This window comes from Salinimicrobium sediminilitoris (assembly GCF_020866905.1).
GTDB classification, from domain to species: Bacteria; Bacteroidota; Bacteroidia; order Flavobacteriales; family Flavobacteriaceae; genus Salinimicrobium; species Salinimicrobium sediminilitoris.
In genome coordinates this window covers 119,585-134,912 of the sequence record NZ_JAIVCC010000017.1, presented here as the reverse complement: position 1 = coordinate 134,912, position 15,328 = coordinate 119,585, and the positions used below count along the sequence as shown (strand labels likewise).

At 40.6% G+C, this 15,328-nt stretch carries 17 protein-coding genes; 6 read left to right on the top strand and 11 right to left on the bottom strand.

Features of this window, described 5'->3' with window-relative positions; genetic code table 11:
• Positions 1 to 6: 6 nt before the first annotated feature.
• Both LA313_RS15470 and LA313_RS15465 read left to right on the top strand, forming a co-directional pair.
• Positions 7 to 1,548 carry an acyl-CoA carboxylase subunit beta gene (locus tag LA313_RS15470; protein ID WP_228916602.1) on the top strand — a complete coding sequence of 514 codons (1,542 nt, stop codon included), beginning with the start codon at positions 7 to 9 and terminating at the stop codon, positions 1,546 to 1,548.
• Between the two features lie 86 nt (positions 1,549 to 1,634).
• Positions 1,635 to 2,528, top strand: a complete 894-nt coding sequence (locus tag LA313_RS15465) for an NAD(P)-dependent oxidoreductase (RefSeq protein ID WP_228916600.1) — start codon at positions 1,635 to 1,637, stop codon at positions 2,526 to 2,528.
• A gap of 80 nt (positions 2,529 to 2,608) precedes the next feature.
• On the opposite strand, the gene LA313_RS15460 is transcribed toward LA313_RS15465, so the two are convergent.
• Together LA313_RS15460 and LA313_RS15455 are read right to left on the bottom strand one after the other, a co-directional pair.
• Positions 2,609 to 2,962 (bottom strand): hypothetical protein, encoded by a 354-nt coding sequence (locus LA313_RS15460; RefSeq protein WP_228916598.1) that lies wholly within the window; start codon positions 2,960 to 2,962, stop codon positions 2,609 to 2,611.
• Positions 2,963 to 3,119: 157 nt separating this feature from the next.
• Entirely contained in the window at positions 3,120 to 3,746 is a 627-nt protein-coding gene (locus LA313_RS15455; protein ID WP_228916596.1) for a trimeric intracellular cation channel family protein, read from the bottom strand.
• Positions 3,747 to 3,887: 141 nt separating this feature from the next.
• Between LA313_RS15455 and trxB the strand changes: the two genes are divergently transcribed.
• Positions 3,888 to 4,859, top strand: a complete 972-nt coding sequence (trxB, locus tag LA313_RS15450; RefSeq protein WP_228916594.1) for a thioredoxin-disulfide reductase — start codon at positions 3,888 to 3,890, stop codon at positions 4,857 to 4,859.
• Between the two features lie 56 nt (positions 4,860 to 4,915).
• Here the strand turns inward: trxB and LA313_RS16385 are convergent, their stop codons facing one another.
• The 4 genes from LA313_RS16385 to LA313_RS15435 form a co-directional block, all read right to left on the bottom strand.
• Positions 4,916 to 5,050 (bottom strand): hypothetical protein, encoded by a 135-nt coding sequence (locus LA313_RS16385; protein WP_255702542.1) that lies wholly within the window; start codon positions 5,048 to 5,050, stop codon positions 4,916 to 4,918.
• Positions 5,047 to 6,738, bottom strand: coding sequence for a PspC domain-containing protein (locus tag LA313_RS15445; protein WP_228916592.1), 1,692 nt, complete (start codon positions 6,736 to 6,738; stop codon positions 5,047 to 5,049). Before LA313_RS15445 ends, LA313_RS16385 begins: the two co-directional genes overlap by 4 nt.
• Positions 6,731 to 7,075: a PadR family transcriptional regulator gene (locus tag LA313_RS15440; protein WP_228916590.1), complete on the bottom strand. Its 345-nt coding sequence runs from the start codon at positions 7,073 to 7,075 to the stop codon at positions 6,731 to 6,733. Before LA313_RS15440 ends, LA313_RS15445 begins: the two co-directional genes overlap by 8 nt.
• A 75-nt stretch (positions 7,076 to 7,150) precedes the next feature.
• Positions 7,151 to 7,669: a DUF4870 domain-containing protein gene (locus LA313_RS15435; protein WP_228916588.1), complete on the bottom strand. Its 519-nt coding sequence runs from the start codon at positions 7,667 to 7,669 to the stop codon at positions 7,151 to 7,153.
• A 143-nt stretch (positions 7,670 to 7,812) separates the two neighbouring features.
• Between LA313_RS15435 and LA313_RS15430 the strand changes: the two genes are divergently transcribed.
• The 3 genes from LA313_RS15430 to LA313_RS15420 all read left to right on the top strand — a co-directional run bounded on the left by LA313_RS15430 (position 7,813) and on the right by LA313_RS15420 (position 9,581).
• Positions 7,813 to 8,265 carry a DUF4442 domain-containing protein gene (locus LA313_RS15430; protein WP_228916931.1) on the top strand — a complete coding sequence of 151 codons (453 nt, stop codon included), beginning with the start codon at positions 7,813 to 7,815 and terminating at the stop codon, positions 8,263 to 8,265.
• Between the two features lie 189 nt (positions 8,266 to 8,454).
• Positions 8,455 to 9,255, top strand: a complete 801-nt coding sequence (locus tag LA313_RS15425; RefSeq protein ID WP_228916586.1) for a TIGR00266 family protein — start codon at positions 8,455 to 8,457, stop codon at positions 9,253 to 9,255.
• Positions 9,256 to 9,383: 128 nt separating this feature from the next.
• Positions 9,384 to 9,581 (top strand): hypothetical protein, encoded by a 198-nt coding sequence (locus LA313_RS15420; protein ID WP_029034693.1) that lies wholly within the window; start codon positions 9,384 to 9,386, stop codon positions 9,579 to 9,581.
• Positions 9,582 to 9,627: 46 nt separating this feature from the next.
• Here the strand turns inward: LA313_RS15420 and LA313_RS15415 are convergent, their stop codons facing one another.
• The 5 genes from LA313_RS15415 to LA313_RS15395 form a co-directional block, all read right to left on the bottom strand.
• The gene (locus tag LA313_RS15415) at positions 9,628 to 10,569 is read right to left on the bottom strand and encodes a LysR family transcriptional regulator (RefSeq protein ID WP_228916584.1); all 942 of its coding nucleotides are present in this window, start codon (positions 10,567 to 10,569) and stop codon (positions 9,628 to 9,630) included.
• A gap of 158 nt (positions 10,570 to 10,727) precedes the next feature.
• Positions 10,728 to 12,953 (bottom strand): NADP-dependent isocitrate dehydrogenase, encoded by a 2,226-nt coding sequence (locus tag LA313_RS15410; protein ID WP_228916583.1) that lies wholly within the window; start codon positions 12,951 to 12,953, stop codon positions 10,728 to 10,730.
• Between the two features lie 535 nt (positions 12,954 to 13,488).
• Positions 13,489 to 13,839 (bottom strand): 50S ribosomal protein L19, encoded by a 351-nt coding sequence (gene rplS, locus LA313_RS15405; protein ID WP_228916581.1) that lies wholly within the window; start codon positions 13,837 to 13,839, stop codon positions 13,489 to 13,491.
• Positions 13,840 to 13,955: 116 nt separating this feature from the next.
• Positions 13,956 to 14,642, bottom strand: coding sequence for a tRNA (guanosine(37)-N1)-methyltransferase TrmD (gene trmD / locus LA313_RS15400; RefSeq protein WP_228916579.1), 687 nt, complete (start codon positions 14,640 to 14,642; stop codon positions 13,956 to 13,958).
• Between the two features lie 66 nt (positions 14,643 to 14,708).
• Positions 14,709 to 15,290 carry a hypothetical protein gene (locus tag LA313_RS15395; protein WP_228916576.1) on the bottom strand — a complete coding sequence of 194 codons (582 nt, stop codon included), beginning with the start codon at positions 15,288 to 15,290 and terminating at the stop codon, positions 14,709 to 14,711.
• Between the last annotated feature and the right edge of the window lie 38 nt (positions 15,291 to 15,328).

Below are 15,328 nucleotides of genomic sequence, written 5' to 3'. Positions count from 1 at the left end.
AAAATCATGAGCCAAAATACCAAAAAGCTAAATGAAAAAATCACCGAAGCCCTTAAAGGTGGCGGTGAAAAAAGAATAGCCAAACAACACCAGCAAAAGAAACTCACCGCCCGTGAAAGGGTAGATTACCTGCTGGATGAAGGTTCTTTTGAAGAAATTGGAATCCTGGTCACCCATCGCACGACCGACTTTGGGATGGAAGATCAACAGTATTATGGCGACGGAGTGGTCACCGGGTACGGGACTATAAATGGTAGACTTGTATATGTATTTGCACAGGATTTTACTGTTTTTGGAGGTTCTCTATCAGAAACTCATGCTGAGAAGATCTGTAAAGTAATGGATCATGCGATGAAAGTGGGCGCTCCAATTATCGGACTAAACGATTCGGGAGGAGCAAGAATTCAGGAAGGAGTGCGTTCCCTAGGAGGTTATGCCGACATTTTTTATAGAAATGTGCAGGCATCGGGAGTTATTCCGCAGATATCTGCAATTATGGGACCATGTGCCGGTGGCGCAGTATATTCTCCTGCCATGACAGATTTTACTCTAATGGTTCAGGATACCAGCTACATGTTTGTGACCGGCCCCAACGTTGTGAAAACGGTAACCAATGAAGAAGTTACATCCGAAGAACTGGGAGGGGCAAGTACCCATTCCACCAAAAGTGGGGTCACGCACCTTACTTCAGCAAATGATATTGGCTGCCTGGAGGACATAAAAAAACTGCTAAGCTATCTGCCGCAGAACAACAAAGATGTTACTGAAAGGCTGTCTTTTGAACTGGGCGAGGAAGTGCGGGAAGAACTGGAAAATATTGTCCCCGATAGTTCCAATAAACCTTATGACATGCATGAGGTAATTGCAGGAATTATTGATAAAGATACCTTTTTTGAAATCCATAAGAATTACGCAGATAACATAATAGTTGGCTTCGCCAGGATGGGAGGCAGGAGCATAGGAATAGTGGCCAATCAGCCTATGAGTCTCGCCGGAGTGCTGGATGTTGAATCTTCAAGAAAAGCTGCCCGGTTCACCCGTTTTTGTGATTGTTTCAATATTCCTTTACTCGTGCTGGTGGACGTACCAGGCTTCCTGCCGGGAACCGACCAGGAATGGAACGGGATCATCCTGCATGGTGCGAAATTACTTTACGCCCTTAGTGAAGCGACCGTTCCAAGAGTTACAGTCATTACCCGAAAAGCCTATGGTGGTGCTTATGATGTGATGAATTCCAAACACATTGGTGCCGATCTCAACTACGCATGGCCATCAGCCGAAATCGCTGTAATGGGAGCTAAGGGTGCCAGCGAGATCATCTTCAGAAAAGAGATCAAAGCTGCCGATGATCCTGAGCTTAAGCTTTCAGAAAAGGAGAAAGAGTATGCCGAAAAATTCGCCAATCCTTTTAAAGCTGCCCAACGTGGTTTCATTGATGAAGTTATCAAACCTAAAGATACCCGCAGGAAACTCTTAAAAGCATTTAGCATGCTCGAAAACAAAGAAGTGTTGCGCATTGACCGGAAGCATGGAAACATACCCCTCTAAAGGTTTAAAGTTCAAGGTCTGTGGAGTCAAAATCTACCGTCTACCGTCTAATGTCTTACGTTATAATCTCATATCTCACATCTAACATGAAGTTCCAAAAGATCGTCTGTGTCGATTATACCAAACTTGAACCCTGGGCCATTGAAGCGCTTCAGGAAATGAGTGAAGAGAAGGTCGTAGTGTACCATGATGAGCCTGGTTCCAAAGAGGAAACGCTGCAAAGAATTTCTAATGCAGATGCAGTGCTGGTTTCCTGGAAAACAGAAATTCCTGAATACATTATTGAGCAGTGCCCTAACCTGAAGTACATTGGTATGGCGTGTAGCTTATATGATGATGCTTCGGCTAATGTTGCGGTCAAATTTGCGCGTAGCAAAGGGATCACAGTAACGGGAATAAGAGATTACGGGGATCCCGGCGTAGCTGAATTCATTGTTTCTGAATTAGTGAGATTATTCCATGGGCTGGGAGAATATCAATGGAAGGAAATGCCTGTGGAACTAACCGATAAGAAAATAGGTGTCATTGGCCTGGGGGTTACAGGGCAATTACTTGCAAAATGCCTGCTGCCATTTGGAACCGATCTCTATTACTATAGTCGCACCCGCAAGAAAGATCTTGAAAATGAAATAACCTACCTGCCTCTTAAAGAATTGATGAAGACGGTGGATGTTATTTCTCTTCACCTTCCCAAGAATACTTTAACTTTAAAAGCACCTGAATTTGAACTTTTTGGAACGGGTAAAATCCTTATTAATACCTCCCTTGGTTTGCCATTTGAAGAAAGTGCTTTTAGTAACTGGATAAAAAAGGAGGGGAATTTTGCCATTTTTGACGGGGATGGAAAAAAGCAGCTTTCCAAAGAAACCGAAAAACTTTTACGTGTGATCACAACCCCTAAAAGTGCGGGCTGGGCGGCCGAAACCCAAAGAAGACTTTCAGAAAAGGTGTTGGATAACGTAAGGGATTTTCTTCAGTGATCCCATTACAGGTTTCCGGGTGAGTCCGGGTGGGGGCATTGGGGGGCTTTTCTAAGGTTGCTTCGGAAGCATTTACCACATTAACGGGAAGCACAGGCCACATGTGATTTTCCGGAGATGGTAAGTTCATAGATCATTCCTTCCCTCCATTTGGCACCGTCTAGTTGTTGGCCCATAAGCTTTTTTTGAAGTAGATCGCTTACTTCCAACTCCTGTGCAGTTACTCCTACATATTGTATGCTGTTATCTTCAGCAACAGAAAAGAAAACAGTAACAGAACTTCCTTCTTCAAGACTATGATTGGTATCCCGAAGTAATAGCTCAATTTCGGCAGAGAGACCGTTTAGGTCATATATTTTCTCAGATTTTTCGGCGTAGATAACTGTGCTTATAGTGATCGCTAAAGTCAACAGTAATAATTTAAAACGTTTCATAATGCAGATCTTTAAAAGTTAATAATCAGTTTCTTCGGGGGAGAGGAACTTATATCTTAAAGACTGCCTGAAAATGAAATCGTTACAGAAAATATGGGAAAATATTGTAAATCTTTTCCTGTTAAAAAAACATCTTCAGAAATAGCATTTTTGAGAGTTATTTTTCCTGCGAAAGATGAAAGGCAGGAAGAGAGATGTGGAATTTTACAGCCATAAGCCTTATGAGGATCACGGTAAGAGAGGTGATCAAATAGATAATATCCTGGGCCATTCCCAGTTCGTAAAATATTATAAAGGCCAAACCTCCAACGATGCAGGCGGTTGCATAGATCTCTTTTCTAAAAATAACAGGGATCTCATTACAAAGAATATCCCGTATAACCCCACCAAAAGTACCCGTCATGGCGCCAAGGGTGATAGAAATAATTGGGTTAAGGTTATTCTGAATACCAATTTCCACCCCGGTAATGGTAAAGATCCCAAGCCCAATGGTATCAAACAAGAACAGGGACTTCTTCAGATGGTCGAGGTATTTCCTGAAGATAATGGCGAGTATAGTGACAAATCCAATCAAATAGATGTAGATGATGTTTTCCATCCAGGTGACAGGAGTATTACCAATTAGGATGTCCCTTACAGTTCCGCCACCAATGGCTGTGACAAAGGCAATAATAAATATCCCGAAAAGATCAAGCCGCCTGTTCATCGCCGAAAGTGCCCCCGAAATTGCAAAGGCTATGGTTCCTAAAAGATCCAGAACATTAAATAAGGATAATTCGATCATGGCCCAAAGGTAATGCAATAGCAGGAGCCTGAAAAACCCGCTACTAATGATAGAAGTTATTCCGGTATATCAAATCTGTATGCATTAAACCTGAAGATTTCTTTTAAAGTTACTATTTTTACAGTAAGAAATTTTACTATCATGAGCGAAACGAGAGAAAGAATAAAATGTTTAATTATTGGCTCTGGTCCTGCAGGTTATACTGCAGCTATTTATGCCGCCAGGGCAGATCTTCACCCGGTAATGTACACCGGAATGGAGCCAGGCGGGCAGTTGACCACTACAACCGAAGTTGATAATTTTCCCGGTTATCCCGAAGGAATTGACGGACCTGCCTTAATGATCGATCTTCAAAAACAAGCTGAAAGGTTTGGAACGCAGGTGCGCATGGGAATGGTGACAGAGGTGCAATTGAGCAAAGAAAAAGGAGGTATCCACCAGGTGTGTGTAGACAACTCTACCTGGGTTGAAGCCGAAACCATTATTATTTCTACTGGAGCAACGGCAAAATATTTAGGACTTCCAAGTGAGCAGAGGTTGAGAGGCGGCGGAGTTTCGGCTTGTGCCGTTTGTGATGGTTTCTTCTACAAAGGCCAGGATGTGGCTATAGTAGGAGGAGGGGACACTGCAGCCGAAGAAGCTACATATCTTGCTAATATTTGTAATAAAGTTACTATGTTGGTGAGAAAAGATGAATTAAGGGCTTCAAAGGCTATGCAGCACAGGGTCTTTAATACCAAAAACCTGGAAGTAAGATTTAATTCTGAAGTTGATGAAGTTCTTGGGGAGCAGGTTGTAGAAGGTCTTAGGATCCTCAATAATCAAACAGGTGAAAAGGAGGAGATTAATATCACCGGACTTTTCATTGCCATTGGTCACAAACCAAATACCGAGATATTTAAAGGTCAGCTTGACATGGATAACACAGGTTACCTTATTACCAAGGGAAAAAGTACAAAGACCAATTTGCCCGGAGTTTTTGCATCGGGAGATGTACAGGATAAGGAATATCGCCAGGCGATCACTGCTGCGGGTACAGGATGTATGGCCGCTCTTGATGCCGAGAGATATCTGGCAACTGTGGAAAGTAATGAAGAGGTTGCTGCAAAATAATATAGCAGTTTTATAAAAAAAAGGAGGCTGTCTTGTGACGGCCTCTTTTTTTTAGCTTAACATTCTTCAGAAAAAATTTTGCAGACCTTTTCGGTTTTTGCTTTTTCCGCTACTTCGGGTTTAACTTCTTCCCCTTTAGAAAATACGAGGGTAAAGAAAGTGGCTACTACAATTTCGATGAGTACGCTCATTGTCCTGTTATTGTATCGGTTTCTGTTGTGGGTAATTCTTCATCCGGAAAATCTTCATTTATAGATTCCCCTTCGCTCTCTTCTGTATCCCAATCACTCTCAGAATCTCCCCAGGGATCTTCTTCCTCGGCGGGACAATCAAGACATTCCGTTCCTTCACGGGTGATCTTTAGATGCCTCTCTTCATATCCATTGTGCAGGATGTCCCCATAGTAATCTGTATTCCTGTGGAAGGAATAGGTGTTATCTGCAGCATAGAGCACAGTACCTACCGGTAAAAATAACGTCACCTGCACCTTCTGCTCCCTGTATTTGTTGGAAGGATCTGTAGTGAGTAAACCGCTTAAGTCAAGTCGGCCGCTTGAGTAGCTGGTGTTGTAGCTTATCTCTTCGGCTCTTTGACGAGCTTCCTCGTAATTCTTGCCTTCAGCTTCTTTTATGATTTCCAGTCTTGCCAAAGAATCCATAGTAGATTTAACGATCAACTGCACATTCTGCGACCAGATCACCTTCCTGTTATTGTCGTCATAGGATATGTTGAAATCTTCTGACTGATATGGAGTGGAATTGAACTGTGGATCCCCCACCATATTCACATATAAAGTGTCATTGGCGGTAACAGGAAGATTTTCGGTAATCCTCACTTCCCCGTCAAAAGCTCTCTCGGTAGCCTGCTGAATTCCGAAGAATATTAAACCAAGTACAGAGATTATCCAAAGTCCCAGCAGTACCAGTTTTGCACTTCTTCCAATAGATCTTAGGTTCTTGACCAGGATCTTTAGTCCCAGGATAAAGAGGAAGAAGAATGGAATTCCCACGGCAAAGAAAGCAAGAAGGGAAATGATCCAGATACTGTCGGCTCCCGGTCCAGCGATCTCCACAAAGTCTGTCCAGGGAGCTTCTATGATTCCAAAAGTTCCTATTGAAAAGAGACCAATGAACAATCCTATCAAGGTGGCTCCCGCGATCAATAAGAGGAAGATTCCAATGAGTTTTACAAAAAGGTTAAGGAAGAATTTTACGACATCACCTACTGCAGTCGCAGCCGAATTTGCACCTGACCGCGCCTTATAACCGTATTTCTCGTAGTTGATGTCTTTCATCTTTCCCGACACCCCGTCGAACCCCTCTCTTATTTTACGCTCAATGTTACTAATGGTAACCGGCTCTCCACGCATTGCAAGTTTATCGGCAGTGGTTTTAGCTTCGGGCACAAAGATCCAAAGAGCGATGTATATTAAGATGAAAGCACCGGTGGAGAAAATGGTTAGAAGGACCCACAGGATTCTTATCCATAAGGCATCTATTCCCGTATAGTGAGCAAGCCCCGATGATACTCCTCCTATATAGCTGTTCTCGGTATCCCGAAATAGCTTTTTTCCTCTTTTTTTACGATATACAGGTTCATCCTCAAAGATCTCTTCATCCAGCACATAATCTTCGGGTTGTCCCATGACAGAGATCACTTCATCTACTTCTTTAATTCCAATTACCTGTCTTTCATTTTTGATCTTTTCAGCAAAAAGTTCGGCTATACGTGCTTCAATATCATGAATGATCTCTTCCTGGCCCGAAGTGTTGGTGAGAGATCTTCTTATCGCCTCTAGGTAATGTTGAAGCCTGGCATAAGCATCCTCATCAATATGATAGAAAATGCCGGCAAGATTTATATTGACTGTCTTATTCATGATTTTTAGGTTTTTGGGTGGTTACAATTGTTACTGCTGTTTGCAGTTCATCCCAGGTATGGGTGAGCTCTTTTAAAAATATTTTTCCTGTTTCTGTGAGCCCGTAATACTTCCTTGGTGGTCCACTGGTTGATTCTTCCCAGCGGTAGTTTAGTAACCCGGCATTTTTGAGACGGGTAAGCAAAGGATAAATTGTTCCTTCCACCACCAGGAGTTTTGCGCTTTTAAGGGTGTCGAGGATTTCGGCTACGTATGCATCATTGTCTCTTAATACAGACAGTATGCAGTATTCTAAAACACCTTTGCGCATTTGTGCCTTTGTGTTTTCAATCTTCATAGTGTTTTGTTTTGAATGTTGATGAACTGTTCATTTTTTGATCGATTGATGATTAATGATTGATTGATGATACGATTATAGATCCTGTTGAGGTTCTGTTTTTTCTGTAGCTGCGGAATAATTGTCAATATTCTTTGCATTTAGAAAATTAATGGTCAAAGGGTATTTATATAAGTGACCTTCCCCGGCGCGAATGGTTGCTGAAATTACCCCGTAAATATTAAGGACAAGTAACCCCAGAATAAGAAGCGCCATGATCACCACATAAATAATAATTGGACTGGCTTCCATGGGATTTCCTATCCACTGGTGATGCTCATTCATGTATAATGGACCATCGAAGTTTATATTAATTCCAATTATGACTGCTCCTGCAATTCCTGCCATGACCAGAAAAATCACATACAGAAAAAGGCTGATTTGAAAATTAAGAGCCTGTTTCCCGTGTTCATTCACAAAAGGATCATTCTTTTTAGCTGTCCAAAAGATCAAAGGAAAAATAAAATTTCCAAAGGGAAAGAAAAACTGGCTGAAGGTAGACAGATGGATGAGTGCTGCTACGGTTTTGTCTGGATTTGTTGATTGATTGTTCATTATGATTGATTTTCTTATACAAATATATATCTTAAAGATGGTATTATGCAAAACAAAGTACTATATTTTTTTGTTGAGTTGTAAAATTTAACATTTTAGCATGTTGAAAAATTTGAATACTTTTAAAGAAATCTACAATGACTATGGAAGTTTCTTCCCAAAAATTAAATTCTTTTTTAATGTTTAAACTTCCCAGTGCCTGGCTCTGTGGAGTAAGAGTAAAGGAAATTAATGAAAATCACTGTCTTACAACAGTAAGGCACCGCTGGATCAACCAAAATCCGTTCAACTCTTTGTATTTTGCCGTGCAGGCTATGGCTGCAGAGTTGAGTACAGGTGCTCTTGTAATGACAGCCATACAAGCTAAGGGCGAGCATATTTCAATGCTGGTTGCCCAGAATAACGCTAAATTCAGCAAGAAAGCAAAAGGGAAAATTTCCTTTATATGTAATGATGCTCATCTTGTCACTGAAGCTATTGAAGAGACGATAAAGACCGGCGAGGGACAGACCTTTTGGATGCGTTCCCGGGGATTAAATGAGGAAGGACAGGAGGTATCTGTCTTTGAATTCGAGTGGACGATTAAAGTTAAATAGTATAGAGTACAGAGTATAGAGTATTGAGTATTGAGTATTGAGTTTGGAATATGACGTTGTTCAAGTTTTTAATATATTTCAAAGACCTAGAATTTATAATGTGTTAAAAATGAGGAATTTTTCTAGTCCTTTATTAGGACTCAAACCTTATACTAAATCTTTAATTTTTAAACCTTAAACCTTATAAAGATGAATGCACACGAAATAGACTACGAGATCTTTGGAGAGGAGATGCAGTATGTGGAACTGGAGCTGGATCCACAGGAAGCTGTAATTGCCGAAGCCGGCAATTTTATGATGATGAACGACGGGATCAAGATGGACACCATCTTTGGGGATGGTTCCAAACAAAATGAAGGGTTCTTAGGGAAAGTACTGGGAGCCGGAAAAAGATTGCTTACCGGGGAAAGTCTCTTTATGACCATTTTCACCAATCAGGTTCCGGGAAAAAAGAAGATAAGTTTTGCCTCTCCTTATCCGGGGAAAGTTATCCCTATTGATCTTACCGAGTATGGCGGGAAGTTCATTTGTCAAAAAGATGCTTTTTTATGCGCTGCCAAAGGAGTTGCCATTGGCGTAGAGTTCAGCCGTAAACTCGGTCGCGGTTTCTTTGGGGGAGAAGGATTTATTATGCAGAAGCTGGAAGGTGACGGGATGGCTTTTGTGCATTCGGGCGGTACTACAGCAAAAAAAGTATTGCAACCTGGAGAAAAGCTAAAAGTGGATACCGGTTGTATCATTGGTTTTACCAAAGATGTGAACTATGACATTGAGTTCATAGGAGGCATCAAAAACAGCCTTTTTGGAGGGGAAGGTTTATTCTATGCTACCCTAACAGGACCGGGCACAGTTTTCGTTCAGTCTTTGCCATTTAGCAGACTGGCAGGCCGAATTTTAGCTGCAGCACCACAAGGCGGCGGTAGAGATAAAGGTGAAGGAAGTATCCTTGGAGGCCTTGGAAATATGGTAAGTGGAGATAACCGTTTTTAAGTGTTAAATTAGCTTCTTCTTGTTCTCTTTTAGGAAAAAAAGCTTATTTTTATAACTGTTAACGAAAACGATTTCGCTTATAGATAACCACTACTTTTTCTAACCAAGGTTAACTAATTTTTACCATTATGGCAAGAGCGATGTTTGAGTACACCAAGACAGTACTAAGTAAAGTAAGTTTTGATGTAACTCTGTTCTGCAAAGAGGTCAAAAAGGCACTTCAGCGATTATTACCTTATGAAATTGAGGAGTTGAAGTTGTACATTTTTACCCTGATTCGGCAAAATCCCGAATTAAATAAATGTCTAATTTATCTAAATCCTTAAAATAAAAAAAGCGGCATTTAAAGCCGCTTTTTTTGTTCTTTAACTGCTATTTTTTATGAATTGGGCTAATGATCTTCACGTTCTGGAAGGCAATTGCTCCTTTGACTACACCTGCGATTGTGCTGCGTAGAGCTTCCACGATCTGCATTTTTAATTCGCTCTTATTGTAAATGAGACTTACTTCCCTTGCCGGGTTAGGTTCCGAGAACATCTTTATATTCTTTTGTTCATTTTCCTTAAGATCCAAGGTGTGAAGGTAGGGGAGAAGGGTCATTCCCAGTCCCTCATTGGCAAGCTTTATCATGGTTTCAAAGCTACCGCTCTCCAGCTGGAAATGTTGATCACTTGATTTACGTGTAGCTTTGCATAAATTGAGAATTCCGTCTTTAAAACAATGTCCGTCTTCCAGCAAAAGGATGTCGTCCAGGTCAAGATCTTCGGCCTCAAGTTTACTTTTAGAATGTAATCTGTGCCCCGGCGGAGTATAACCAACAAAGGGTTCATAATATAGAACCTGTTCTTTAATATTTGGTAAGTCCAAAGGAGTGGCAGCAATAGCTGCATCCAGATGACCGTCTTCAAGTTTCTCAATTATTGCTTCGGTATGAAGTTCCTCTATTTTTAATTTTACCTTTGGGTATTTCTTTATAAAACTATGCAAGAACATTGGCAAGAGTGTAGGCATGACAGTTGGAATTACTCCCAGTCTAAAAAGTCCGCCTACGAATCCTTTTTGTTGATCCACAATATCTTTAATCCTGTCACTTTCGTTCACAATGTTACGGGCTTGTTGAACGATCTTACGACCGGTTTCGGTAAGCTCAATGGGCTTTTTACTACGGTCGAAGATAAGTACATCCAGTTCATCCTCCAGTTTCTGAATCTGCATACTAAGAGTAGGCTGGGTTACAAATACTTTTTGTGCAGCTTTTGTGAAGTTTTGATGCTCGGCCACCGCTAAAACGTAGTGTAACTGTGTAATGGTCATAGGTTCCGGAATTTGTTTAGATGCAAAAGTATTTATTTTTTCTATAGAAATAATAAAAAAAGGTTCATTCCTCTATAATTGGATTTTGAACAATAAAGTTATATAAAATGAAAAGAGCCGGGTCATCCCGGCTCTTTCCAAAAAAATATATTCTCAAATCACTCTCCGCGGAGAATTTTATTAAAAGTGTTACTAGGTCGCATTGCTGCTGTGACCTTATCTCCTTCAGGTTTGTAATAGCCTCCAATATCTACCGGAGAGCCCTGTGCATCTATAAGCTCCTGTAAGATTCTCTCTTCATTTTCTTTCAGCTTAGTGCTTACCTTCTCAAAATGCTCTTTTAGCTCCTTGTCTTCGTTCTGTTCAGCTACAGCCTGTGCCCAATAAAGAGCTAAATAAAAATGACTGCCCCTGTTATCAAGTTCATTGACCTTGCGGGATGGAGATTTATCTTTTTCCAGGAATTCTTCCGTAGCTTTATCAAGGGCATTGGCAAGAATCAGTGCTCTTTTATTGTCATACTTCTCTCCAAGGTGTTCCAGGGAAACGGCCAGTGCGAGAAACTCTCCCAGAGAATCCCATCGCAGGTGTCCTTCCTCCACAAATTGCTGAACGTGCTTTGGAGCAGAACCACCGGCACCGGTTTCGAACAATCCGCCGCCATTCATAAGAGGAACGATAGACAACATCTTGGCGCTTGTACCCAGTTCCAGAATAGGGAAAAGATCTGTTAGATAATCCCTAAGAACATTTCCTGTTACCGAGATTGTATCTTTCCCTTCTTTAACGCGCTCCAAAGTATACCTGGTAGCATCTTCAACAGACATTATCTTGATTTCGAGCCCGGCTGTATCCTGATCCTTTAGATAAAGCTCTACCTTTTTTATAACCTCTGCATCGTGGCCACGGTCTTTATCCAGCCAGAAAATGGCGGGAGAACCTGTAGCTCTTGCACGATTTACTGCCAACTTTACCCAATCCTGGATCGCAGCATCCTTTGTTTGACAAGCTCTCCAAATGTCTCCTTTTTCCACATTATGCTCCATAAGAACCTTACCGTCTCCGGTTACGATCTGTACAACTCCTGCTTCCTTTAATTCGAAGGTCTTGTCATGAGATCCATATTCTTCGGCTTTTTGAGCCATTAGACCCACATTGGGAACTGTACCCATTGTTGTTGGGTCAAAAGCACCCTTTTCTTTACAGAACTGGATAGTGGTTTCATAAAGATCTGCATAACTGCTATCGGGGATCACGGCTTTCGTATCCTGTGGATTACCATTTGCATTCCACATTTTTCCTGAAGTTCGAATCATTGCAGGCATAGAAGCATCAATGATCACATCACTCGGGACATGAAGGTTTGTAATTCCCTTATCTGAATTTACCATGGCCAAATCCGGTCCTTCCTGTAGATCTTTTTCGATCCTGGAATTGATCTCCTGTCGTTTATCATCGGGAAGGTTGTTGATCGCATTTAGCACATCCCCGAGTCCGCTATTGGGATCGGAACCGGCCTCCTGAAGTTCATTTCCGTACTTTTCAAATGTGTCTTTAAAGAAAACCTTTACTGCATGACCAAAAATAATAGGGTCGGACACCTTCATCATCGTCGCCTTCATGTGCAAAGAAAAAAGAACCCCTTTGTCTTTGGCATCCTTGACCTGTTCTTCAAGAAATTTAATAAGAGCTTTTTTGCTCATAAAAGTTCCGTCAATAATTTCCCCTTTTTGAAGCTGAAGATCTTTTTTAAGAACCGTAATTTTTCCTGATTCACTTTTAAGCTGAATATTAACCTTTGTTGCCTCCTGAAGAGTAACCGATTTTTCATTATGTCTAAAGTCATCCTTGCTCATAGTAGCAACATGACTTTTGGAGTCTTTGCTCCATTCACCCATGGAGTGTGGATGATTTTTTGCGTAGTTTTTTACAGCCTTTGGCGCACGCCTGTCCGAATTTCCTTCGCGAAGTACAGGGTTTACAGCACTACCTTTTACCTTATCATACTTCGACTGGATTTCTCTTTCTTCATCTGACTTTGGTTCATCGGGATAATTTGGAAGATCGTATCCCTTTTGCTGCAATTCTTCTATAGCTGTTTTCAACTGCGGAATGGAAGCACTAATGTTTGGGAGCTTGATGATATTGGCTTCGGGTTGTTTTGCCAGTTCTCCTAATTCAGCAAGATCGTCGGAGATTCTCTGATCTTCCTTTAATCTTTCAGGAAATTGGGAAAGGATTCTTCCTGCTAGAGATATATCCCTTGTTTCCAGTTTGACATTTGCCGGTTTTGTAAAGGATTCAACAACTGGTAAAAAAGAATATGTAGCGAGGGCAGGAGCCTCATCTGTCTTAGTATAAATAATTCTGGCTGTTTTTGACATATTGAATATTTTAATTTTTGATCAAGAGTGTGCAATTTACCATTTTTAAAGCTTATTTCACAGGTTGGAAGGTTAAGATAGCGTGAGAAAGAGGGGTAAACAGGGCAAAAAAAAAGCCATTTCACTATTTTGATAATGAAATGGCTCTAATGAAATAACATTCTTTGCTGAACTTTTACATTCTCAAGTGAAATCTAAATTTCACAAGCAAGTTGTTATTTCATCTGGATAGATTTACATGTCCCAAAAGAGTGTGTGTAAATCATCCAAAACGTTTTTACCGAATTAAACCAACTATGTCGGGCATATTGTTATTCAAAAGGGTAAAAACTTATGTAAAGATCTTTGCTCTACATTGAGTTTTAAAGAAGAATTCCTTGCGACATTCTATAACTTTAAACTCTATACTAAATTTACAAAATAATTTTTCTATCTCCAAGTAATTCGCTTCCAGAAAGTTGTAAATATTTCCTAAAAAAAATTCCAATAAAAAAGCCTCAATAAATGAGGCTTTTTCGTGGTATATTTTGAAAGATTATCTTCTTCTTTCTTTAATACGAGCTTTTTTACCAGTAAGTTCTCTAAAGTAGTAAATTCTTGCTCTACGTACTTTACCGCGCTTGTTGATCTCGATCTTTTGAAGGGCAGGAAGGTTAAGTGGGAAAATACGCTCAACACCTACAGTTCCACTCATTTTACGAATAGTAAAAGTTTGAGAAGCTCCTGTTCCTCTTTTCTGAATAACAACTCCACGGAAGAACTGAGTACGGGTTTTTTGACCCTCTGTAATTTCATAGTAAACAGTAATAGTATCTCCTGCTGCAAATTCAGGGAAATCTTTACTCGTTACAAATTCGTCTTGTACAAATTTAATTAAGGATTCCATATCTATAATGGTTTAAAAATAAAGTCTAAAGCAACATTCACGGAGATCGCCAGAGGTTGGTTCAGAAACGTGTGCAAAAGTAATAATTTTTATGATTCAAAAAAGAAAGGTCTTATTTATTTTTCTTCCTCATCTAATAAGTCTGGACGTAGTGCCATAGTGCGGGCATACGCCTGGTCTTCCCGCCATTCCTCAATCTTAGGAGTGTTTCCTGAAGTAAGGATTTCCGGTACTTTCCAACCTTTGTATTCTGCCGGCCTGGTGTAAATTGGTGGGGCAAGTAAATTATCCTGAAAAGAATCTGTAAGAGCAGAAGTTTCATTGCCCAAAACTCCCGGTAGAAGCCGAATTATCGCATCACTTAGAATCGCAGCTCCCAATTCTCCTCCCGAAAGAACATAATCTCCAACCGAAATCTCGCGGGTAATGAAATGATCCCGCACTCTTTGATCTACTCCTTTATAATGTCCGCAGAGGATGATAAGGTTTTCCTTAAGAGATAATTCATTAGCAATTCCCTGTTTCAAAGTCTCTCCATCGGGTGTCATATAGATAACTTCATCATAATCCCTTTCCTTCTTCAGAGCCTGGATGCACTTATCTATTGGCTCGATCATCATTACCATTCCTGCACCTCCGCCATACTGGTAATCGTCAATTTGTTTATAATTGTCACTTACGTAATCCCGCAGGTTGTGAAGATGAATTTCCACATGACCTTTTTCAATTGCCCTTTTAAGGATAGAAGCCTCAAAGGGACTTTTTAGGATTTCGGGAACAACGGTAAGAATATCGAGTCGCATTGGGACAGAGGTTTGGCCGGGCCGGGTTGAGATGCAAAGTTAGTTAATACCTAAAATATTTAACTGCTACTTCGCTACTTTAAGCTGTTTGTTTTTCTCATCCTGTAGAAGACGCCCAAGTCTTTGCTCTTTTTCAAGAGCTTTAACTCTATAAGCATCAAATTCTTTTTCCAGTTCTGCCAGGTTTTTACGGGCCTCTGCAGTATGAATATGACTTTTCTTATACCGCACTACAAAAAGAGCAAGGGCCAGAACAAGAATTCCTACTAAACTCCACATAGCAGTGTTGTAGGAAGCTTTACTTAAAGACATTCCCAAAACAGATATTTCATCTTTTTGGGCTGTCACAGTACTTAATTGTTCTGTAAGGTTATCTAATTCAGCCTGTAGTTCAGAAATCTTAGCTTCCTGGGCATTAAAAGCTTCTTTAGAAGAAGCGATTTCTTCCTTAAGTTCTGCTATCCTGTTGGAGGTGAGTTCCTGCAAGGTCGTAAGTTGATCTGTGTCAACTACCTTATAGCCTTTAAAGTTATTGGAACTGGTGATCAATTCCTGGAACTTTTCAGCAATAGTGGTCTCACCCGGGTTTTGAGCTACTGTTGTGGCAGCAGTAAATAAAAATAAGAAGGCAAATAAAATGTTTTTCATAGCAAGTAATTAATTTTTTCAGTCACTCTAACAACGAA

Excerpts from the sequence above, each read along its gene's own strand:
- LA313_RS15470 (WP_228916602.1), top strand. The coding sequence starts at position 7 with ATGAGCCAAAATACCAAAAAGCTAAATGAAAAAATCACCGAAGCCCTT.
- LA313_RS15465 (WP_228916600.1), top strand. The coding sequence starts at position 1,635 with ATGAAGTTCCAAAAGATCGTCTGTGTCGATTATACCAAACTTGAACCC.
- LA313_RS15460 (WP_228916598.1), bottom strand. The coding sequence starts at position 2,962 with ATGAAACGTTTTAAATTATTACTGTTGACTTTAGCGATCACTATAAGC.
- LA313_RS15455 (WP_228916596.1), bottom strand. The coding sequence starts at position 3,746 with ATGATCGAATTATCCTTATTTAATGTTCTGGATCTTTTAGGAACCATA.
- trxB (WP_228916594.1), top strand. The coding sequence starts at position 3,888 with ATGAGCGAAACGAGAGAAAGAATAAAATGTTTAATTATTGGCTCTGGT.
- LA313_RS16385 (WP_255702542.1), bottom strand. The coding sequence starts at position 5,050 with ATGAGCGTACTCATCGAAATTGTAGTAGCCACTTTCTTTACCCTCGTA.
- LA313_RS15445 (WP_228916592.1), bottom strand. The coding sequence starts at position 6,738 with ATGAATAAGACAGTCAATATAAATCTTGCCGGCATTTTCTATCATATT.
- LA313_RS15440 (WP_228916590.1), bottom strand. The coding sequence starts at position 7,075 with ATGAAGATTGAAAACACAAAGGCACAAATGCGCAAAGGTGTTTTAGAA.
- LA313_RS15435 (WP_228916588.1), bottom strand. The coding sequence starts at position 7,669 with ATGAACAATCAATCAACAAATCCAGACAAAACCGTAGCAGCACTCATC.
- LA313_RS15430 (WP_228916931.1), top strand. The coding sequence starts at position 7,813 with ATGGAAGTTTCTTCCCAAAAATTAAATTCTTTTTTAATGTTTAAACTT.
- LA313_RS15425 (WP_228916586.1), top strand. The coding sequence starts at position 8,455 with ATGAATGCACACGAAATAGACTACGAGATCTTTGGAGAGGAGATGCAG.
- LA313_RS15420 (WP_029034693.1), top strand. The coding sequence starts at position 9,384 with ATGGCAAGAGCGATGTTTGAGTACACCAAGACAGTACTAAGTAAAGTA.
- LA313_RS15415 (WP_228916584.1), bottom strand. The coding sequence starts at position 10,569 with ATGACCATTACACAGTTACACTACGTTTTAGCGGTGGCCGAGCATCAA.
- LA313_RS15410 (WP_228916583.1), bottom strand. The coding sequence starts at position 12,953 with ATGTCAAAAACAGCCAGAATTATTTATACTAAGACAGATGAGGCTCCT.
- rplS (WP_228916581.1), bottom strand. The coding sequence starts at position 13,839 with ATGGAATCCTTAATTAAATTTGTACAAGACGAATTTGTAACGAGTAAA.
- trmD (WP_228916579.1), bottom strand. The coding sequence starts at position 14,642 with ATGCGACTCGATATTCTTACCGTTGTTCCCGAAATCCTAAAAAGTCCC.
- LA313_RS15395 (WP_228916576.1), bottom strand. The coding sequence starts at position 15,290 with ATGAAAAACATTTTATTTGCCTTCTTATTTTTATTTACTGCTGCCACA.